Source organism: Aquimarina sp., from assembly GCF_977115655.1.
Window position 1 is genome coordinate 1 of sequence record NZ_CDSBKO010000001.1, and the last position, 23,427, is coordinate 23,427.

The window sequence follows — 23,427 nt, forward strand, 5'->3', positions numbered from 1 at the left end:
GCGGTAATCTTGTCGAACATAACTGGCTCTTTACGACCATCTCTTTTTACTACATGCATTTTGTTCTATTTTTGAAAATATTAGTTTTTTAAAACAAGAATTATCCAAATTTAATCTCTCAAGAGGATCTGATTTTATAGGCCTGCTTCAAAAACAAAATATATTTTTTTAAAGCATGCCTCGTATACTTGTTCCGAGGTTGTTGATTCTATGCTAAAATTTATCTCATGCATCGTATACCAGTTGTGTGTTTGTAGAGTTAAATTTTCTTAAACTATTTTGGTACTTGCCATAAAAAAGGCAAAATTTTAACCGAAAGCGTTTCATATTAAAACTACATCATCCTTGGGGGGTAATAGAAAGTATACTTAGACTGTTTGTATTAGAAGGGGTAAAAGAAACAAAATCTGATTTAAAATCAAGATTAACCCCTGTTTTCTATACTAATAATTTGTTATTGCATTTTTTCATTTTGTGTTTTCATAGATTGGTTAATAATTAGCTAAAATTATCTAAAAAAAATGTAAGAAAAGTTATTTTTTTTATTGTTCACAAAAAATTAACTAGAATAAAGTAAGAAATGATCAAAAAATAACTAGTGTGTTTTGGTATCGATAATTAAACTTGAAATATTTATGTCTAATTTTAAAAGCTCTTTTATCCTCATTGATCGTCTGGTTCACCAAGGCTTGCCTTAATAGCTATATGTATTTAAGCAATATACTTAGGGAGCTTGCTCCCGACCGGGGTATTGGTTTATTGTAATAAAAAAACAAAGAGGTATTTTAAAATATGTTAAAAACTTGTTTTCTCTTTTTGATAAAAATGTGATTTCTTTGCCATCGGGAAAAAACAATCATAATTGGAACATAAGGAAAAAGAGCATATTAAAACGTATACTCGGTATAATTTTTTTAATAAAACGTACTGTGTTTTTAAAGGTGCTTCGTTACGAGAAATATCAAGAAGAAAACCTGCTTACAGAAGCGAATCAGGGAGTACATATTACTATACAAAACAAGGAGTTTACAGGTTGTCTAATCATTGGGGCAGAGCAGCAAAATGTCAATGGCGTTTGGTTTCGGATTTTCCAGCAGAGATAGATGATTTAAGGTTAGGATTTGCAAATTGGGAAGATTTTAGGGAAAATCTCGACCCAGATGTAGATGCATATTATATTTCTGTGGATTTTGATACCAAAAAGGTAAGTTATATGCATAAGGATAACCCGAGTTATGATACAATAGCTGTACTAAGACCTGCAGATGCTACTCGTAAGCTTATTAAACAAATTAAAAACCTGTTGGAAACCCACAAATGGGCCAAATATTATGATTTTGAAGATCTGGAAGAGTTTAGGGAAGAAGTGATAACCAGATTGATTAATAGTGATGTCACTTTAAATGAGTTACGACGCGAGTTGGTATAAAGTGCAACCAGATAAAAAAAGGGATAAAAGCTATTTTTAGCTTTTATCCCTTTTTTACTCCCTCATTGAGAGTCTAATTCCTTCTGGACTTACTTCCTGAAACAAAATATTTTTTTAGAAGCATAACAACCTCGTGGAACCTGCTCCAAAGTTATTAATTTGAAGAAAGCATTGCAAAAAACTTATCCATATTTGGTAACAAAACAATTCTTGTACGTCTGTTGATAGCCATATTTTCTTTAGTATCGTTTTCTACCAAAGGCTTATAACTACTTCTTCCCGATGCGATTAATTTGGCCGGATCAACAGAGTAATTTGATTGTAATTTTCTAACGATAGATGTAGCTCTCTTTACACTTAAATCCCAATTATCTTCTACAACCGCATTATTAATGGTTCTGGAGTCTGTATGACCTTCTACCATAACTTCTAAGCTTGGTTCAGAGTTAATAACATCTGCTAATTTTTTTAATATACCATCCGCTTTATTGCTAATTTTATAGCTTCCACTATTAAATAGCATTTTATCTGATATCGATATCATCACTACTGTGTTATCTATATCGATAGAAATATCTTCATCATTTTTAATATCATCAGATAATGAATTTTTCAGATTATGTGAAACGGCAAGATTCATAGAATCTTTTAAAGATGTGGCACCTTGTAATTTTTGTTGATCAATTTTGGACAAGGTCTGTCTCATTTTTTCCTTGGTTTTGTTTGATATTGCTACAATATCGTCCACCATCACCATTTTTTCATCATTTTCCTGGGTCAAAGAATTTATTTTTGCGTTATAGTCTGCTACTCTGGATTCTATTTTAGCAAACTTACCTTCTAGCTCTTGTTTTTCTACTGTAGTTTTTTGTAAAGTACTTTGTGTATTTTGTAATTCTTGCTCTAAAGCAACATACTTTTTCTTAGATACACAGGATGTCATAATTAGTACTCCGGACACCGCAACTAGTGTTATTGATCTTTTCATGGTTATTCAATTAATTATTAGTTGTTACATTAACTACAACTAATTTTATTTATTGTAACTCTGTTTATTAATATTTTCACATGAATTTCTTAAAAAATGTTAAATAATAAAAGGGAAATATTAACCTGTAAAAAGCATATAATTATATTAATCAGCGGGTCAATTAATAAGATATTGATTTTCAAAAGCATAAGATAGTTGCTGTAAAATAATTTTGCATTATTAACATTATGTTGTAATAACGTGTTACTTTTACAGTTATTTATTTAAAAAAATATTTATGCCAACAAACTGTTTCTATTTAATTAATAAAGTATAATAATTGATGTTTTTAATTAATAAAAAGCTTTTAACTTCTTTCCTGATTTTCTTACCATTCTTTATCGTATCTGCACAAGAGACATTAGCACAAAAAGAAAACATAGTAGTTGAGCATAAAAAAATAGTGGTACAAGGAAAAATAGTATGTCTGCCAATATATCCAAAAAATTATAATTATTTTGTTGAAGATGAGATTAGTGATGATGATTTACTGATGGAGAATATAGAAGAGTTTACTACAAATTGGGATAACCAACAGTTTAATCCCTATTGGGATGAACAGCTTACTTTTCCTTTTCAGTTAGAATTTAAGGATGAAGATTTTTCGTCTCCGGTTGATGGTAAAATGGTAGTTACATCTCGTTATGGATGGAGAAGGGGGCGACCCCACCAGGGAATCGATATTGATTTACATGTTGGAGATAGTGTGAGATCAATTTTGGATGGAAAAATAAGATATGTAGGATATCATGGGGGACATGGCAATACAGTAGTAATCAGGCATCATAACGGTTTGGAAACCGTATATGCGCATCTCTCGGAGATATTGGTCAAAGAAAATGAAGATATCAAAAAAGGAGAAGCTATAGGAAAAGGAGGGGTTACCGGAAACGCAAGAGGAAGTCATTTGCATCTTGAAGTTAGATATAAAGGAAAGAGTATTAATCCGGAATATCTGTTTGAGTTTGCTAATGATACCAAGGTTAGATCTGATGTTCTTTTTGTTACTAAAAAATGGGCTACTCCCAGATATCATAAATCTACTCGAAAAAGCAACATAGTATTGCATAAGACTATAGAGGATATAGCAAAAATTGAAGAAGAACAAAAAAAGATTTATACAGTACGAAAAGGAGATACTTTAAGCAGGATAGCAAATAAATATGGTTTGGCTATTTCAGAAATTTGTAAAAACAATGCATTAAGATCTAATTCTGTTTTAAAAATCGGGCAACAAATAATAATAAATTAAGAGTACAGAATCAATAAAAGTTTTGAGGGTCTGAAAAGTCAAACATCTTCTTTTTTATTATGAATTTTCTGAAAAAATTAGCTCTAAAAAAAGCTTCACCGAAAGAAGCAAAGAGTTTTTCAGAAGTAATTAATGGTAATTCAATCCGGATTATCCACGTCATTAAGTTACACTGTATCTTTTGAGGATTAAATATCTGTAAAAGCAAAATACCTATAAATACAATGATTTTCTTAGTTTTAGCATAGCAGTTTGTCCTGAGTTTATCGAAAGGAACTATGGTTATAAAAAATCAAATGTAATGGTTGTGTTTGCGGTAGATTAAAGGGATCAAGACCAATTGTTGTGTTTATGCAAAAATTAAAGGTGTAATGCCATTTTAACTTTGAAATAGCACTAATAAATTATTTCTTATTCATCTATTCTTCGTTAAAAAAGATAACCGTAACTACAGCTATGCTTGATACCAGATCAAGTCAGGCACAAGCTTTTTGCCTTGAATACTTAAAAAGTAAATTCAATTTCTATACGCACTATTTCAAAGTTAAAATAGTATAATAGATTTTCTATTGCATAATCCGGATTCAACTAAATTTTACCAAAAATTACTTTTCAGACAGCCCTATTTCCTGAGGCTTGCCCGCAGAAAACAAAATATATTTTTAGAAAGATACCCTTGTTGGTTTTTTATAAGCTACCCGTTTTTCATTTCAGGGTTATTTATATATTTATAAATCATTTCTAATAAATGGCTTTTGTTGTATGGTTTTATTATATAATCATTTAAGCCAGCTTGTACTATTTGTCGGTTTAACTGGGTAATATCTACTGCTGTTAAAGCTATAATAGGGACTTTTGTGTTAAACTCACGTATTCTCTTTGTGGTTCCTATACCATTTAGTTTTGGCATATTAATGTCCATCAAAATTATATTATAGTCATTTTTTTTGACTAATTCTATAGCATCAAAACCATTATTTACCGTTGTGCAATCAAAATGCTCTTTAGACAGTATTTTGTCGGCAACCAGAAGATTTAATTTATTGTCATCTACAATTAAAGCTTTTAAAGGAGCGCCAGAACAGGAGCCAGAACCTTGATTTGTTTCTTCAATGTCTGGTGTTTGTTCTTTAAAATCAACGACAAGTGCATACTCTGATCCTTTATGGGTGTTTTCTGGAATAATTATTTCCCCGTTGATGGACTGAGCAAGAATGTTTACGATTTTTGAATTAATACCAGTACCCAAATAAGTTCTTTTGGTATTTTTAACATTAATGAATTCCTGGTAGATAGATTTTTTATCCTCTACAGATACTTCATCGCCATCATGATTTATTTTAAAAGAAATAGTAGAAATATTGTCTTTTTTCTTAATCAAAGTTACAGAAAAATAAACGTTACCGTTTTTAGTAAATCGTAATGCATTACTCATTAAATTCATAAGTATTTGAGAAAGAATCCCAAAATCCCCATTAATCATTTTATCTATTTCCGGATCAAATTCAAAATGCAATGTGTTATCACTATTCTCAGTAGCATAGCTAAATGAATTTACAAGGTTTTGGATAACTTCTTTTAAGTTAAATAAAGTATTTTGTGCTGTAACTTCTTCAGAATTTAAAAAATTGATATGTAAAACATTATTTATAAGAGTGAACAGATAATCGCCTGAGAATTTTAAAGACTTTAGATTTTTATCATTTTTTAACTCAGGGTATTCTTCTTCTAAAAGATTAGCTAATCCCATTATACCATATAGAGGGGTTCTTAATTCCTGACTGAGGATTGAGATAAGATCCTGTTGTAAATGAAACTGCTTATCCGTTTCTTCAAACAAGGATTGTAATCTTATATCTTTTTCCTTAAGCTCTTTTTTGGTTTTTATATTTTGAAACCATAAAAACAGAAATATGGCAAAAAGTATTGCTCCTGCGATATAATATAGCATGTCGTTTTTTAAGAACAAAATAAGAAATATAGAGATTATCTAACAAGTATGAAGGTGTGTTTTTTCACATAATTTTAATAAATTAAAAGATCCTTAAAAAACAAGTAATTAATATTGTTTTTGTGTTAAAAAAAACAATTAATCTTTAAAATAATGTTAAAAAAATAAATTACAACATATTTTTAATTTCAAATAATTTACTATTTAATGATTATTTGGAGAAAAAAACGTAATTATTGTATAATAATACCGTCCTTTAAGAATAAAAAATGAGTTAATTTATATTTTAAAACGAATTAACAGTATTGAAAAAGTATAATATTTATCTTTACGTTATATATGTAATGCAGGAGCTATGAAAACTAAATTGTTTTTCTTTTTTTTATTATGTCTGGGAAATGTTATCTATGCACAAATAGAAAATAATTCTTCTTTGCGGATACATAATGAAAGTGAATTAAAGACAAATAATTTTAGTTTGTCTAAAGGCTTGTCTTCTCCAAATTTTAATTCCCCTCTATACACTCCTCCAAAAGAATTAGAGGAATACAGCAGACGTACTTCCACTTTTGATATAACAGGTAAGACTGATCTTTTAAAGCCAGAGGCTGAAGCTACTCCAAAATCATTTAAAGCTGAAAAAGAAATTAAAGAAGAATATAAAAAAGATCAATATTTAGGCGGTTTTAAAAGTAATGGTGAGTTTGTGCAATTAATTTTTCGGGATCATGGAGCAGTAGATGGTGATGTTGTTAGGGTTTTTGTTAATGATGATATTATTGTAGGTAGAGTTTTCCTTACCGGAGCCTTCCAGTCAACCAAAATTACACTTCTGAAAGGATTTAATAAAATTGAAATCCTTGCCTTAAATGAAGGGGAAGCAGCCCCTAATACTGCAGAATTTCATCTTTATGACGATCAGGGAAAATTAATAACAGGTAATGAGTGGAATCTTACCACTGGGGTTAAAGCAACCTTAGTTGTTGTTAAAGATTAGGGCAATATTTGTTTAATCCACATTAGTTTGATCCCTCATTAAAAGCCTAATACCATTTTAACTTTGAAACAATACTAATAATTATTTTTTTATCTGTTTTTTTGTTAAAAAAAAAAACATAACCATAACTGTCTTATAGTTAGTTATATAGAATCCCTGTATGCTTGATAGAAGATCAAGTCCGGTACATGCTTTTTGCCTTGAATATTTAAAAAATAGATCCCATTTCTATACACACGATTTCAAAGTTAAAATAGTCTTTAATTTCTCGGAGTTTGCCCAGAAAAAAAATATATTTTAAGAAGCGTATCTCGTGCATTTGCCTGGGTTATTGATTTTTTCTACTTTTTTATTGACTTTCTTAATTCAATACATATCTGGATTAAATAATCGTATATATCATAAAATATTTTAAACAATGTTTTGTGGTTTTTTTGTGTCTTAAATCACTTCGCTAATAAGAAAAAGCAGATCTGTGCAAATTAAAGAATGTGAATTTATATTTTGTTATAAGAACAGTCAACATCCTTAGGTAAAATAAAAACTTCAATAAAGGAATCAAATTAAGAAGTTTCTATAAAAAAATATAATGAAAAAAGGGATAGTAAAAAGTTTGGCATCCTCTTTTTTGTAGTATTAAAAAGCCTTTTTTTTGAGTGTAATTATCTGTTATATATATGTATAAGATTGTTCTTGTAGGATATTTGCATATATAGTATTAGTATGGGGTATTATTCAATATAAAATTTATTTTCATTAGTATAATTTTATTTTTTTAACACAAACTTTATTAATTATGAAATTTTATTTAAAAATACTAGTGGTATTGTTATTGTTTTATGGGGCGGTAATACAATCTCAGGAAGCACCTGATGAACCATGTTCATTTGATCAAGTAAGAAAACAATTTTATGATGATAATCCTGAAGAATACAGAAAATCGATTGCTTTTGAAGAAAAAGTTAAGCAAGAAACTTTATTAAAAAATGCAACTTTTAATAAAGCCGCAGGTAGCTATATTGTACCGGTGGTTTTTCATATCTATGGGGCAAAATATCCCAATGATAGTGATGGAAACATTAGAAATGTTACAGACGAAAGGGTTATGCAAGCTTTAAAAGATATTAATGATGATTTTAAAGGGTTTAACGATGCTGTTGATCCGGCATTTAAAAATGTTGAAGGAGGTATGAATATAGAGTTTAGGTTAGCTCAGGTAGATCCTAAAGGTAATACAACAACCGGTATTATTTACCACGAAACAAAAGAAGGATTTGGTCTGAACAGTAACGATGCAGAAATAGCAAAGTATGCCTGGGATAATTTTAAGTATATGAACATTCATATACAAGAAATTATTAAATCCGGAAGTACAACACAATCTGGTATTGCCTGGTTTCCGGCAAGAAACATGTCTGAAGAAGGTACTGCGAGAGTTGTTTATAACGGAAAGTATATACTTTATGCTCCACCAGCTTCCTCGCTAACGCATGAGTTTGGGCATTTTTTAGGTCTTCATCATACATTTGATAACGGTGGATGTGTTTCAGGCGATGATAATGGAGATAAAGTAGCAGATACCCCTCCAACAGATTCAGGAACGGCTTCAGAGCAAGGAGGCAGATCATGTAAAACAGGAGTTAAAAATTGCTTTGGTAATTTAATAAATCATCAAAATCACATGGATTATAATCCATGTGAATCTATGTTTACCAAAGGACAAGTTACCAGAATGGAGTCTTTTATGGACCATGAAGCTCGAATTACTTTGTGGCAAGATACTAATCTAATAGCCACAGGGGTTAAACAAGCAGATTTAGGTCCCAGAGTAATTTTTACCTATCAAAAAAGCGAAGATAGTGCAGTAGATCAGGCTTTGGCTTTTATAGAGGGGTTTAAAAATAATAATGGAGATATACTCAATAAAAAGAGGATAAAAGCAGTAAGTGGAGCTAAGTTTGCAGTTACAGGACAGATGCAGGAAGGTGTTCATTTTACAACTTCAAATGTTCCAGCTGGTTTAATAACAAAGATTACTGTAGAAGACAGTGAAAATGCATACATTACGTTTTCGGGCAATGCAATTAATCATAGTAAAGCAGATTCTAAAGAAATAAAAATAACTCTGTTAAATCCTTCTATTGTAGGAGGAGTTAATACTTTGTATTCTAAAACGGGGGTTTATGATATAAATTTTATAGATCCGTACAAGCCTTATTACGAAATGTATTCTCCTGCCATAGTAACAGGGCGCTCTGTTCAAAACTATTTTGATGTTATTCCTTCTCAATTCAATTCGTTGGTTATAGGCGGTCAATTTAGAACACGGTTACGTTCGTATGATGGAAATACCATTACTATAGACAATAATGCAATGGAGTTTGATATATTATGTAATACAAATACAATAAATGTAAAAAATCTGGCAGAAGGAACTACTATTAATACTAATATTTCTGGAACCTGGGTAGGAAGACAAGCAGTTGCAACATCTCCTCCCAGAGTAGCCGGGGCTGGTTATAATGCATGGCATGGCAAAACAGGATATGCAGCAATTAGAGTGCCTACAATAACAGGAGATTATGTGTATGGATGGCTAAAAATAACCGTTAAAGCAAATGGAGAATATGGAGAGTTAACCACTTTTGGGTTAAATCCGGATCCGGGTAAATCCATTCAGGCAAAAGTAGCTGTACCCAATTTGGTATACTCTGGCGATCGTTTTTTAGAATCTGTCAAGAATGATGGCACAATTGGTAATGAAATTACGGTACAGGTTAAGGATGCATCCTTATCTGTTTCTGGTACTTTGGTTTCTGGAACTCATTATAACATAAGAAATGTCCCTAAAGGATTAACATTTGTAGCCAAAGTAATAAATAATAAGCAAATTAACCTATCCATGAAAGGTATTGCAACAGAAAGTGACTGGGCTCATTATCAAGGATTTGTAAAAAATATAGAACTAAAATTTAAAAGCACAATTTTTTCTAATGGAGCAGGCTCTCAGGTAGAATTTAAAGAATACCCTCTTAATGTAGAATATATAGGAAGTGCTTATACAAAAGTACCTTCACCAATAAAGAGATTTACTGTAGGAAATGCTAATGAAAACGGAAGTGTTACAGTATTACCGTGGACATATAACCTGGAATTTACATCGGTATCCTATCAATTTCAGGAATATTCGGCAAGTAATTCTGGTAATGAATTTCCGGGAGTAAAATTTATTACATGGAGAAAAGATGCAGTAGCAAATGCTAATTATGAACTTACCCCATTAAGTGAAGGAACTGTTATAGGTATAAATAGTTCCTGGAAAAATGGAAGAGAATATAATGAAGGAAGAGGGCAGCACATGATAGATTCTGAAACTTATAAGGCATGGAGAGGAAAAACAGCTTATGCGGGGATTAGAATAAATAGATCGGGTAGAATGCATTATGGATGGGTTAAGATAAAAGTAGATACAAATGGGAGAACATTTGAAATCCTGGAATACGGACTGCAAGGTATACCCGATACCAGTATAAAAGCAGGAAGTAAAGATTCTAATGATGTAAAAACATATTGCGATGCCAAAACAAATAATGGTACAGAAGGAATTACCAAAGTAGAATTTGCCGGTATAAATAAGTCCTCATCGAGAGATGCCGCGGGATATTCTGATTATACAGGAAATACTGCTTTTGTTGCTCAAGGAAAAAGTTATCCCCTAAAAGTAAATGTTGTAGGATGGAATGGGGGCTCTGCAGCTAAAATTCATGCGTGGTTTGACTGGAATCAAGATTATGACTTTAATGACCCGGGAGAGGCTATAGTGGTAACCAAAACATCTAATGCAGTAGGTGAAATAACAGTAAATATACCTGCCAATGCCAGATTGGGTGTTACCCGTATGAGATTAAGGGTTGATGATAGAAATAGTAACCAGCCTTGTGGTACTTCTATAAACCGTGGAGAGGTAGAAGATTATCAAATTAGTATTGGTATAGCGAATGCATCATGCACAGACGGGGAACAAAATGGGGATGAGACAGGCATAGATTGCGGCGGTTCTTCTTGTAGCGATTGCATACCAGATCCAACCTGTAACGATGGTATCAAAAATGGAGACGAAACCGAAGTAGACTGTGGTGGAGAGTTTTGTGAGCCTTGCGAGATCTTTACAGAAGTTTGTGCTGCAACTGCAACCGGAACCGGAGATGGTATTGATATTAATAAAGTTTCTTTTGGGACAATAAATAACAGTTCTACAGGAGATGCACAGTATACAGACTATTCTAATATTTCTACAAGTCTTACAAGAGGAACCCAGGTATCATTAACTGTAACAACAAAGAACACTTGGAACCCTACTACGGTTGGAGTTTGGATTGACTGGAATAATGATAATGATTTTAGAGATGATGGCGAGCAGGTGTTGTATGTAAAAAATATCGATACAGGTAATTATACAAGCACTGTAACTGTACCAGCATCTGCAATAGGTAATACTTCATTACGTATGCGGGTACGATCCGGATATTATCTGGATATTTTAAAACCCTGCGGGACTATAACCTCTATAGGAGAAGTAGAAGATTACAGGGTATCTGTTGGAGGAATTATTACTCCAACCTGTACAGATGGTATTCAAAATGGAAATGAAACAGGTATAGATTGTGGAGGTTCTTGTTCTCCCTGTCCATCAAACGGAAACTATTGTGACGCTTCTACTACACAAAACACATTACATATTACCAATGTATCGTTTGGAAGTATTAATAATTCTACAGCTCATTCTCCATATTCAAACCATACCAATATTTCTAACAGTATTGAAAAAAATCAGGCAACACCATTAAGTGTAACATTAAATAATAATGGTTGGACATATAATGCAGTAGGGATATGGATTGACTGGAATAACAATGGGGATTTTACGGATTCGGGTGAAAAGGTATACTCCAGGTACGCAGCAGGTCCTTATACCGTAAATATTACTCCGCCAACAGCAGTGATTTCTAATACATCATTACGAATGAGAGTTAGGGTAGGGTATGGAAGTGAATCTAAAATAACTCCGTGTGGTATAGATACCTATCTGGGAGAAGTAGAGGACTATACCATTATTGTTACTGGAGATCCAATGCCTACGTGTACAGATGGTATCCAAAATGGAACAGAAACCGGAGTAGATTGTGGTGGTGATTGTTCTCCTTGTTCAACTAATATTACCTACTGTTCTGCAACGGGTAATAGCGGGCCAGAAGGCATAACTAATGTTGTTTTTGCAGGGATTAATAATAGTTCGACAAGAAATACTACAGGTTATGATAATTTTACCTCTGTATCTGCAAACGTAAATGCCGGAACACGCCATAATCTAAGAGTAACAATAGCAGGTTATAGTGGAGGAACAAATGATGAAATATATTCATTTTTTGATTGGAATCAGGATGGTGATTTTGCAGATCAGGGAGAGAGTTTTGCTCTAACCAAAACAACTGGTCTTATAGGGGATGTATCTGTAACAATACCACAAACAGCAAAAACAGGACTAACCAGAATGCGTTTGTTGGTTTCCTATTATGATAACGAAAAAAATCCATGCGATACAGGTACAAATGATGTACGTTATGGAGAGTACGAAGATTATACAATTAATATTACAGAATCCAAATCACTGTTTTTTGATAACTCATCTTTTACAATATCCCCAAACCCCGTTTCTGATGGGATATTAAATTTGAATTTTAATAGTAAAGAAACAGGATTGGTCAAAATACAAATGTATAATACCAATGGTGTCAAAGTAATGCAACATAATGAGTTTAAAGGCTCAGAACAAACCAAGTCAATTCAATTTAGTAAACAATTAAATAGTGGTTTATATTTGGCAAGAATCCAATTAGGAAACAAAGAACATACAGTAAGAATTATAATTGAATAATTTAGTATTCAAAAATAGTTTTATAAAAACGGAAGCTTTAAAGGCTTCCGTTTTTTTTTGAAATAGTCAATTATCTGGCGGCAAGCCCAAAGAACCGCTTAGCGAAAACTTTTTGTTTCATTTTGAAGCAAGCTTTGAAGAATAAAACCCCATAATGTGTGATTAAATTGGTATTAGACCCTCAATGAGGAGGTAAAATAAAGAAATAAACAAAATGTGTTTCTTTGCAATCAGAGTATTCCATTTTCAAAGGGAGGTACAATAAGTTAAGTAAAAATATAATAAGATTGATGAACAAAATAGATTATATAGAAAGTGAAATTGAAAAACTTCGATTAGAGCTCAAATCTCATAGATTGTACAACAGTTTATCTTCCTTAGAAGATATCAGGGTTTTTATGGAAAATCATGTTTTTGCTGTTTGGGATTTTATGTCTTTGCTTAAGGCACTTCAAATAAAATTAACAAGCATTTCCATACCTTGGTTACCAACAAACAATCCAAGTTTGTCCAGATTCATAAATGAAATTGTCTTTTCAGAAGAAAGTGATGTTAACGAACTGGGAGAAGCAAAAAGTCATTTTGAGATGTATTTGGATGCTATGCAACAAATTAAGGCAAATACAGCTACAATAGACTTGTTTATTCATAATATTAAATCAGGTAATACTATCGATCAGGCATTGTATAATGTTCAAGCCAGTAAAGCTGTTCAGGACTTTGTTAAATTTTCTTTTGCAGTAATAGCAACAAAAAAACTTCACGTAATTGCTTCTGCGTTTACTTTTGGAAGAGAAGACATAATACCAGATATGTTTATAGAAATTTTAAAAAATGCAGATTCAGAAAATAACCTATACAATAAATTGACCTATTATTTAGATAGACATATTCAATTAGATGGGGATGAACATGGACCTCTTGCTCTTAAGATGATTTCAGAATTATGCGGAAGTGATCTGGAAAAGTGGCAAGAAACCTTAGATATTGCTAAGCTGGCTCTTCAAGAAAGAATAAGATTATGGGACTACATAGCGGATTTGATAGAAAAGAGAAATAATAATTAAAAAGGAATAATAAGAGATGTATAATAAAAATAGTGAAGATATGCGAATCCGGTAATTAACATAACTTAAATGTTAATTTTAATTTAATTTTATGTTAAATTTGATTTAAAACCTTAAAAGTACTACTTTTAAACCTTAACTCAACTTTAACAAACATGAAAAAAAAATTGGTTCGCCCCATTTTAATGGGATCATCTTTATTTGCGTTATCATTATTTATGTACAATTCTTTAGAACAAGATAATTTTAAAGAAAATAATGAAACTACCAAAATAGTCAGTTTAAGAGAACAACACTCCGGGTTCTTAAACAAAAGTCCTTTTACAGAAACCCTGCAACTTACCAAAAAAGAAAGAAAAGCCAAAGGTCTTCCGCCAAATAAATATTTTGAGCAGATGTGGGAATTAACTATGAACCCGGCTACAGGAAAAATAGAGCCGGAAAATATCTATGCGGTTCAGGAACGGTTAAAAAACAGAACAACCAAAAGGGCACCGGGAGATGCTCAAAATAACCCTTGGATAGAGAGGGGGCCTAATGATATCGGAGGTCGTACAAGAGCTATTTTATTCGACCCTAATGATGCAACTAACCGAAAAGTATATGCTGGTGGAGTTAGTGGTGGATTATGGGTAAACAATGATATAACATCTGCAGCATCACAATGGGCAAGAGTACAAAATGTACCAGGAAACCTTTCTGTAACCTCTATAACTGTAGACCCAAGAAATAACAACACTTGGTATGTAGGTACAGGAGAGCAATACACTGCAGGAGCAGTTGTCGGTAATGGAGTATATCGCTCTACAGATGGAGGGACTACCTGGCAAGCATTAAATATTCCTGCCGCCGGTGGTGGTAATATCAATCATAATGCAAGTAATTTATTTGTTTCGGGTATTTTTTATGTAAATGATATAATTGCATGGAATAATACAGCACAAAATCGTACAGAATTATTTGTAGCAGTAGGAGCCCATATATATGGAAGTTCATCTTCTCCAAAAAATTGGTTGGGATTACAAACAGCAGGAATGTATCGATCTATAGATGGTGGAGCAAATTGGAACAGAGTAGAATCTGCCAATATGAGATACGAATTTAATGGTAATCCGTATTATTTTATCCCAAATGATTTTGAAGTAGGAGCAAACAACACGCTTTGGATGGGTACTATTAACTCTGCTTTAGGAAGTGGAGGAGGAAGAGTGTTTAGCTCTGCCGATGGTGCTACCTGGACAGAGGCAGCAGCCTCTCCATTAAGAGATTCTAATAGAGTAGAACTGGAGGCTTCAGCTACCAATGCCAATAAAATATATGCATTAACACAAGGAGTAGCACCAGATCCGACCAATGCTAATTTACTTAATGAACCCGTTCATATTTTTCGTTCGTTAGATGCTTTTGCTACTGCTCCTACAGAAACAGCATTGCCAAATGATGTAGATAATGGTATTCCTGCAAAGGATTTTACCAGAGGGCAATCTTTTTATGATTTAATGATTGAAGCAGATCCCACCAATGATAATATCTTGTATGTAGGAGGGATAGATCTTTTTAGATCTTCAAATAGTGGTAATGCATGGAGCCAGATATCAAAATGGTCTAATAACAATAACCTGGCAGGATTAAGAGCTTCTATCGTACATGCAGATCAACATGCAATGACTTTTAGACCAGGAAATTCAAATCAAGCAATTTTCGGTAATGATGGAGGTGTATTTTATGCAAACAGCTTATCTACAGCCGCTAATAATAATGTATTTGGAGCCAGAAACAATAACTATAATGTAACACAATATGTAAAAGCAGGTATAGGCCCTAATGGAGCAGGTGATATTAATGGTATTTTTACTGCAGGAGCACAAGATAATGGATCCCAGGCTTTTAGAAATGTTGTGGCTGGTATAAATGGCTCAGAAAACTTAACAGGAGGAGACGGTTTCTATACTTTTGTGGATAAAGATGGTGAATACATGATTGCTACCTATACCAACAATGTTATATACAGATTTAATTTACCTTGGGATGGTCGTAGCAGAATACAAGGAGGAGCTACCACTCTTGTAAATGATCCTAACAGTGGAGATTTTGTTAACCAGATGGGGTATGATGACAATGCTAATTTTTTATTATCCAATGCCTCAGCTTATAATACTGCAACCAGTTCTTGGGATTATTTTGTAAAAACAATAGATGTTGCAGGAAATAGAAATGCCAACATAACTAATGCAGCATTAACAGCCAAACCAACAGCGTTTGTGGCTTCTCCGTTTGCAAATAACACCTGGTATGTTGGTACAGCTTCAGGAGGTTTATTAAGATTAACAAATGTAGGAGTAGGGGCTGCTAATTGGGCAGCTGTAAATACTCCTTTTGTTGGATCGGTATCCTCTGTTCGATTAGGGGCTACTGCAAATGATATTATGGTAACAATGCATAATTATGGAGTAACCAGTGTTTGGTACTCATCAGATGCAGGGGTTAATTGGGTAAGTAAAGAAGGAGATTTGCCAAACATACCTGTTAGAGATATTTTACAAAATCCATTAGACAGAACCGAAGTTATTTTAGCTACTCAATTAGGAGTATGGGTAACCAGAAACTTTGATGCAGTAAATCCTAACTGGGTACAATCTTATAATGGAATGAGTGATGCAAGTGTTACATCTTTTGACTATTGGGAGATCAATGGAGATAGAAATAACAACACAATTATAGCTTCTACTTATGGTCGTGGGGTATTTACAGGATCATTTGCAGCAAATGGGGTACAAGATAATCAGGCACCAACAGCACCAACAAATTTAATTTCTTCTAATGTTACGCAAACAACAGTTGATTTAAACTGGACTGCATCTAATGATAATGTAGCAGTAACAGAATATGATGTATATCAAGATGGAGCTGTTATAGCAACAGTAAATACTACAAACAGAACAGTAACCGGGTTAACAGCTAATACTTCTTATGCTTTTAAAGTAAGAGCTAAAGATGCTGCAGGTAATGTATCTGCAGATAGTAATGTAGTTAATGTAACTACAAGTGCAGTTCCAGCCGATCCATGTAATGGGGGAACCATATTAACAGCAGACTCCGGAAGCTTTGAAGATGGTAGTGGCAATCAAAATTATGCTAATAATAGAAATTGTACCTGGTTAATTAAACCTGCTAACGGAGGTACTGTAACTCTAAATTTTGATACCTATAATACAGAGTCTGGATATGATTTTGTAACAATATATGATGGAGAGAATGCAAATGCAACTCAATTAGGTAGATTTTCTGGAGCTTCACTACCAAACCAACTAGTTTCTACAGGTAATGCTATGTTTGTTAGGTTTACAACAGATGGTTCTGTTACTGCATCCGGATGGTCTGCAAGATATACCTCTAATGTGCAAGTAGCAGCAACTTGTAATGATGGTATTCAAAATGGAAATGAAACAGGTGTAGATTGTGGAGGAGATTGCGCCCCTTGTAATGTAGTACAACCAGGTTGTGCAAACGGTATTAGTGCATTTCCTTATAATGAAGGGTTTGAAGGTGGATTTGGAAGTTGGACTCAAGGAGGGGGGGATAATTTTGATTGGATTCGCCTTTCGGGAGGAACTCCTTCTCAAAATACAGGACCAACGGCAGCACAAGAAGGTAACTTTTATGTTTATGTAGAAACTTCAACCCCTAATAACCCAAACAAAACCACTATTCTTAATTCGCCATGTTTTGATTTAACCGGAGTAAATTCGCCTGTTTTTTCTTTTAGGTATCACATGTTAGGTAATGCAGTTGGAGAGCTGAAATTAGAAGCAAGTAATGATGATGGAACTACATGGGCATCTGTTTGGAATAAATCAGGAACACAAGGAAATATATGGAACACAGCCAATGTTAACCTGAATGCTTATGCCGGAAGGTCTGTGAAAATGCGTTTTATTGGAACTTCCGGAAACTCCTGGCAAGGAGATATGGCTATAGATAATGTTTCTTTAACAGTTGCAAACGCTGGTCCTGTAGCAGGAAGAGCAAACGAAACTCTTGCTGATTTTACTCTGGAAGAAAAAGAAAAAGAAACATCTCTTAATGTAAGTTTTTATCCAAATCCGGTAGATGGAAACATTTTATATATAGAAACAAAAATAACATCTGAAATGAGTTACAGAATTATGAATATAACAGGTCAGATTGTTAATCAGGGAGTTATCAATAATAATAGTGTGAACGTTCAGGAATTATCTAAAGGAGTGTATATAATAGAATTAAGGACAGATACAAATAAAATAGTAGAACAATTTATCAAGAAATAACAGATTTAAAATTGTAATTGTAGTAAAAGAGGGTAGATGAAAAGTCAAACACCCTCTTTTTTATTGTGATTTTTTAAAAAAAAATAATTTTCAGAGAAGTTTTTATCGAAAGAAAATATCTTTTAAAAAAACAAATATTTTTTAGAAATCATTAATAGTAATCTATATACTGATTCACTCCATTTTTGTCTTTTCCTTATTTCGTAGCACTGCTATGAAGTGCAAAAAACACTTCAATGGATCAAAAAATAACAGTTTTTAGCCAGAATTAAAAAAGTTTAAACGACTTCACAGTATAATAACAAACAACAACGCCTTCATCTATTTTTTGAAGGCGTTATTATATATAGTATGTTTAGTTGGATTATAATTGGTATAAGAACTTATAAATAAAAAACTATTCTTTATTTTTAAGCTTTAGAGCCTGTTTGGTCCATTTATCCCGTTCGATTCTACCAGGAAAAAATTGAATTAAAGTAGTAACTGTTTCTATATCTTCTTTTGTAAACTTGCTAATTTGATCAAAAGTGTAAATACCTATACTATTTAGTTTTTCTTCAATAAACGGTCCTACACCACTTATTAGCTTTAAATCATCTTTCTGGGAAGCATCTGCTTTACCAAAGCTGTCAAAATTTAATTTTGGCTTTTCTTGATCGTTTGCAACAGATATTCCTCCGTGATCTCTGGTTTTAATAGCTTTAATATCATTGTTTGAAATAGGATCGTCCAGATTTATAGACCCGGAGAATGTTGAATTAGCTTTTATATTTGAGGCATTTTTAAGTAATGCATTTCTTTTTTCACAATCATCCAAAGCCTTTTTGTATTTATTTTTAATTGTCCATCGGGATAATAACCAACCTAATAAAAAAGCTAGTAATAATAGCAAGAATAGACACCACCAGTTTGTTTCATTTAAAAAATCCAGCATAGTTGTTATGTATTTAGTTTATTGTTATTTCAATTCGTCTGTTTTTAGCTCTGTTTTCTTCACTGTCATTTGGAGCAATAGGATCAGACTCTCCTTTAGATAAAGCTTTAATTTTATTTTCAGGAATACCTTGCGAAATCAAATAATCTTTTACATTGTCAGACCTTTGTTGTCCATACCATAGGTTAGATTCATCGGTTCCTACATCATCAGTATGCCCGATAATAGTAACAAACTTATTTGGGTATTTATCCAGATAATTTTTTAATTCTAGTGTATAATTAGATAAAGTAGCATCAGGTTGAAAAGTTTTTTGACCAAAGTCAGAATACAATGTTCTGTTGGCAATACTTTTTTCTACTTCAACAACTCGGGTTTCACTTAAGGTTTTAAAATTTAATTCTATTCCTCCTTCATAAGTACCATCATTAGAGTACTGATAGGAATAAGGTTTGGGTTTGGATATAATTCGATCAGGATTAATACCAGCTTCAACAAGTATGTTTTTAATAAAGTTAGCTCTGGCGGTACCTGTATCAATACTGTCGTTGTTTTCATCATTATTTTTGTAGCCGTATATAACAAGCTCTTGATCCTGATGTTTGCCCAGATAATTTGCAATTTGCTTATCAAACCCTTCTAAAGATTTAGGGATAAATACATCTGCATTTGTATTATTGATCTTTAGGTTTTCTACATACCTAAAAACCTCTTGGCTTTGCGGTCCTTTTGCATATAAACCTACCGTTTTTGATAAAGCAGCAATGCTATCCCCGTATGCTTTTTTTGCCAAAGCATCTGTATAAGGATTTATTTTTTCTTCTGTATAAGTAGTATTTATACCAGTATCTTTTCTGCACCAATTACACGAGTAATACCATCGCATTGCCAGACAGGCAAATAACAGGAAAATAAAAAAAGAGAATAAGTTTTTCATAGGCGTTGATTAAGATTAGTTTCTTAAAGTTATAAAAATGTTTATAATCAACCTATTATAGGCTCTAAATTCTATAAGATTAATAGAACAAAAAAGATAAATAACAAAAAAATAAGTTTAAATGCTTTCCATGAAAATAATTTTTTATAAATTCGCCACAGATTTAAAGAAAAAAATGAAAAATATATTCGTACATCATCATCATTCTTACATTTTCGCTCATGCGTGGTAGGTATGGTATGTGTATAACACAATAATATTTAAAAACCCGTTTGAGTAATTCAAACGGGTTTTTTCTTTTAAAACTTGTTTTTGAATTGGTCAGACATTAAACAACCAAATGACTATGTCAAAAATTAAAATTGCAATCCAAAAAAGCGGGCGTCTAAACGAAGATTCTGTTACTATATTAAAAGACTGCGGGATTTCGATAGATAATGGTAAAGACCAATTAAAAGCTGAGACACGCAATTTTCCTATGGAGGTTATGTTTTTGCGTAATGGGGATATTCCTCAATACTTAAGAGATGGCGTTGTAGATATTGCTATCATAGGAGAAAATGTGCTTATCGAAAAAGGAAAAGATATTAGTATAGCAGAGCACCTTAATTTTTCTAAGTGTAAAGTTTCTCTGGCTGTTCCAAAAGAGTTTGAATATAATTCGATCAAGGATTTAGAAGGTAAAAAAATTGCAACATCTTATCCCAATACCGTTAACGAGTATTTAGATAAACAAGGGATATCTGCAGAATTACACCAAATATCAGGGTCTGTAGAAATTGCACCAAATATAGGATTAGCAGATGCTATTTGCGATATTGTATCCAGCGGTAGCACACTATTCAAAAACAATCTAAAAGAAGTAGAAGTAATACTTACCTCAGAGGCAGTACTAGCTGTTTCTCCTAAAATATCCAACGAAAATAAAAAACTACTGGAAAAATTACAATTTAGAATTAGAGCAGTTTTAAAAGCAAGAAATTCTAAATATGTGTTGCTAAACGCTCCCAATGATAAAATAGAAACCATTGTTAATATATTGCCGGGGATGAGGAGCCCTACAGTATTGCCATTGGCAGAAAAAGGATGGAGTTCTATTCATACCGTTGTAGAGAAAAATAAATTTTGGGATATACTAGACGAGTTAAAAGCTGAAGGAGCAGAAGGTATACTGGTTTGCCCGATCGAAAAAATGGTATTATAAAAATCTCTATAATTATAAAATGAATAAAATATATAATCCAAATAAAGAAACCTGGAGCGAAATCCTAAAAAGACCTACACAAAGTGTAGCAGATATAGAACAAATTGTTTTGGATATCTTTAAAGAGGTTGATATTGAAGGAGATACAGCTATACAGAGATACACTCAAAAATTTGATAAAGTTACATTAGATTCTGTTTTAGTATCCGAAGAAGAAATCCAAACTGCAAAAAATAATATATCTCAGGATCTGAAAAATGCTATACTCTTAGCAAAATCTAATATTGAAGCTTTTCATGCTGCACAAAAAACAGATAAAGTTTCTGTCACAACAACAGCAGGGGTAAAATGCTGGCAAGAAAAAAGACCAATTCAAAAAGTAGGACTATATATTCCGGGAGGAACAGCCCCTTTGTTTTCGACTATTTTGATGTTAACTGTTCCTGCCAACATAGCAGGGTGTAAAGAAATAGTTTTGTGTACACCTCCAAACCAAGACGGTGAAATACATCCGGCTATATTATATACAGCAAATCTCTGCGGGGTAACCAAAATATGTAAAGTAGGAGGCATTCAGGCAATTGCAGGAATGACGTTTGGTACACAAACGATCCCACAGGTATATAAAATATTTGGGCCCGGTAATCAATTCGTTACAGTAGCAAAACAGTTGGCAACCAAGTTTGGTGTAGCCATAGATATGCCGGCAGGCCCAAGTGAGTTATTGGTGGTTGCAGACGATACTGCCAATGCTTCTTTTGTGGCATCGGATCTATTAAGTCAGGCAGAACATGGTGAAGACAGTCAGGTTATTTTGGTTTCTACCTCAAAAAAAATGATAGAAGATGTAGAAAAAGAAATTATAAAACAATGTAGTGTATTACCAAGAAAAGAAATAGCAGAAAAAGCAATAGCAAATTCAAAACTCATATATGTAATAAGCGATCAGGAAGCACTGGAATTAATTAACGAGTATGGGCCAGAGCATTTTATCGTATGTGTAAAAAATGAAGAATTTTATATTGATAATATTGGTAATGCAGGATCTGTATTTATAGGTAATTATACTCCGGAAAGTGCAGGGGATTATGCATCAGGAACCAATCATACCTTACCAACTAACGGGTATGCAAAACAATATAGTGGCGTTAATCTGGATAGTTTTATGAAATCTATGACATTTCAGAAAATATCTAAAGAAGGAATACTTAAAATAGGAAACGCTATTGAGTTAATGGCTGAAGCAGAAGGCTTGCAAGCGCATAAAAATGCAGTAACATTAAGGTTAGAAAAAATAAACCTTCAAGGTTTGGTAAAAAAAAAGAAATGAATAAAATACAATTCGATATAAAACAACTGGTTCGCAAGAATATTTTACATCTTAAAGCCTATAGTTCAGCCAGAGATGAGTTTACAGATTTTGATGCCAAAATGATTTTTTTGGATGCAAACGAAAACCCGTATGAAAACGGAGTGAACAGATATCCCGACCCACAGCAAAAAAATCTAAAGGCAGTATTGGCAAAACAAAAAAATATATCCAATAAAAACATACTTCTGGGCAATGGTAGTGACGAGGTATTAGATTTGATATTTAGAGCATTTTGCGAACCTGCAAAAGATAATATTATAACGTTACCACCAACATACGGGATGTATACGGTGTTAGCAAACATTAATAATGTTGAAGAGCAACAAGTGCAACTGGATAAAGATTTTCAACCAAATGTAGAAGAAATATTCAGGAAGATAAATACAGATTCTAAGGTGATATTTATATGCTCTCCCAATAACCCTTCTGGTAATTTAATCGAGCAAGATCGAATACAGCAAATTTTGGAGAGATTTAACGGAGTGGTAGTAATTGATGAAGCATATATCGATTTTACAAATAAAAAAAGTTGGATATCGGCTATTAAGCAGTACCCAAATCTTATAGTAACACAAACGTTATCCAAAGCCTATGGTTTAGCAGGTACCCGATTAGGTATTTGCTATGCTTCCGAAGAAATAATTAGTGTTTTAAATAAAATTAAACCACCATATAATATAAACGAGCTAACCCAGCAACGAGCATTGCAACGAGTTATAGAAGAACATAATGTTAAAAACGAAATAAAAAGTATTATAGAAGAGCGTGCTAAACTGCAAGAAGCACTATCTACAATATCTTTTGTAGAAAAAATTTTTCCCAGCGATGCAAATTTTATTTTAGTAAGGGTTGATGACGCAAACAAAAGGTATGATCAGCTAATTAAAGAAGGAATCGTAGTACGCAATAGAAGCACACAGCCTTTGTGTGAAAACACGTTAAGATTTACAGTAGGAACAGCTAAAGAAAATAAAATAGTAATAGAAGCTTTGAAAAAAATATAAATAAAAAC

At 32.7% G+C, this 23,427-nt stretch carries 13 protein-coding genes; 9 read left to right on the forward strand and 4 right to left on the reverse strand.

Translation table 11 applies throughout. The annotated features are described in order from the left end of the window. Positions 1–862 precede the first annotated feature (862 nt). Complete coding sequence (locus ACZIYX_RS00005) at positions 863–1,429, forward strand: hypothetical protein (protein WP_462680127.1); 567 nt, start codon at positions 863–865, stop codon at positions 1,427–1,429. A 154-nt stretch (positions 1,430–1,583) separates the two neighbouring features. Here the strand turns inward: ACZIYX_RS00005 and ACZIYX_RS00010 are convergent, their stop codons facing one another. Further along, positions 1,584–2,417, reverse strand: coding sequence for an OmpA/MotB family protein (locus ACZIYX_RS00010; protein ID WP_462680128.1), 834 nt, complete (start codon positions 2,415–2,417; stop codon positions 1,584–1,586). A gap of 325 nt (positions 2,418–2,742) precedes the next feature. On the opposite strand from ACZIYX_RS00010, the gene ACZIYX_RS00015 reads away from it, so the two are divergent. After that, the gene (locus ACZIYX_RS00015; protein WP_462680129.1) at positions 2,743–3,711 is read left to right on the forward strand and encodes a peptidoglycan DD-metalloendopeptidase family protein; all 969 of its coding nucleotides are present in this window, start codon (positions 2,743–2,745) and stop codon (positions 3,709–3,711) included. Positions 3,712–4,405: 694 nt separating this feature from the next. Here ACZIYX_RS00015 and ACZIYX_RS00020 read toward each other — a convergent pair. Continuing rightward, on the reverse strand, positions 4,406–5,662 hold the full coding sequence (locus ACZIYX_RS00020; protein ID WP_462680130.1) for a response regulator: 1,257 nt from the start codon (positions 5,660–5,662) through the stop codon (positions 4,406–4,408). A 355-nt stretch (positions 5,663–6,017) separates the two neighbouring features. On the opposite strand from ACZIYX_RS00020, the gene ACZIYX_RS00025 reads away from it, so the two are divergent. The 4 genes from ACZIYX_RS00025 (at position 6,018) to ACZIYX_RS00040 (ending at position 17,968) form a co-directional block, all read left to right on the forward strand. Further along, a complete protein-coding gene (locus tag ACZIYX_RS00025; RefSeq protein WP_462680131.1) occupies positions 6,018–6,659 on the forward strand; it encodes a hypothetical protein in 642 nt (213 codons plus the stop codon). A gap of 796 nt (positions 6,660–7,455) precedes the next feature. Then, complete coding sequence (locus tag ACZIYX_RS00030; protein WP_462680132.1) at positions 7,456–12,594, forward strand: zinc-dependent metalloprotease; 5,139 nt, start codon at positions 7,456–7,458, stop codon at positions 12,592–12,594. 290 nt (positions 12,595–12,884) lie between these two features. Further along, entirely contained in the window at positions 12,885–13,661 is a 777-nt protein-coding gene (locus ACZIYX_RS00035) for a DUF3050 domain-containing protein (protein ID WP_462680133.1), read from the forward strand. A gap of 155 nt (positions 13,662–13,816) precedes the next feature. Continuing rightward, positions 13,817–17,968, forward strand: coding sequence for a CUB domain-containing protein (locus ACZIYX_RS00040; protein WP_462680134.1), 4,152 nt, complete (start codon positions 13,817–13,819; stop codon positions 17,966–17,968). A 397-nt stretch (positions 17,969–18,365) separates the two neighbouring features. Here the strand turns inward: ACZIYX_RS00040 and ACZIYX_RS00045 are convergent, their stop codons facing one another. After that, on the reverse strand, positions 18,366–18,902 hold the full coding sequence (locus ACZIYX_RS00045; protein ID WP_462680135.1) for a hypothetical protein: 537 nt from the start codon (positions 18,900–18,902) through the stop codon (positions 18,366–18,368). Between the two features lie 13 nt (positions 18,903–18,915). After that, complete coding sequence (locus tag ACZIYX_RS00050) at positions 18,916–19,839, reverse strand: OmpA family protein (protein ID WP_462680136.1); 924 nt, start codon at positions 19,837–19,839, stop codon at positions 18,916–18,918. A gap of 346 nt (positions 19,840–20,185) precedes the next feature. Here ACZIYX_RS00050 and hisG point away from each other — a divergent pair, with 346 nt between their 5' ends. Genes hisG through hisC form a run of 3 tightly spaced genes read left to right on the forward strand, consistent with a single transcriptional unit; the run spans position 20,186 to position 23,419 of the window. Further along, positions 20,186–21,043, forward strand: coding sequence for an ATP phosphoribosyltransferase (gene hisG / locus ACZIYX_RS00055; RefSeq protein WP_462680137.1), 858 nt, complete (start codon positions 20,186–20,188; stop codon positions 21,041–21,043). Between the two features lie 19 nt (positions 21,044–21,062). Beyond that, positions 21,063–22,373, forward strand: a complete 1,311-nt coding sequence (gene hisD, locus ACZIYX_RS00060) for a histidinol dehydrogenase (RefSeq protein WP_462680138.1) — start codon at positions 21,063–21,065, stop codon at positions 22,371–22,373. Next, a complete protein-coding gene (gene hisC / locus ACZIYX_RS00065) occupies positions 22,370–23,419 on the forward strand; it encodes a histidinol-phosphate transaminase (protein WP_462680139.1) in 1,050 nt (349 codons plus the stop codon). The genes hisD and hisC overlap by 4 nt, the downstream gene beginning before the upstream one ends. Positions 23,420–23,427: the final 8 nt, after the last annotated feature.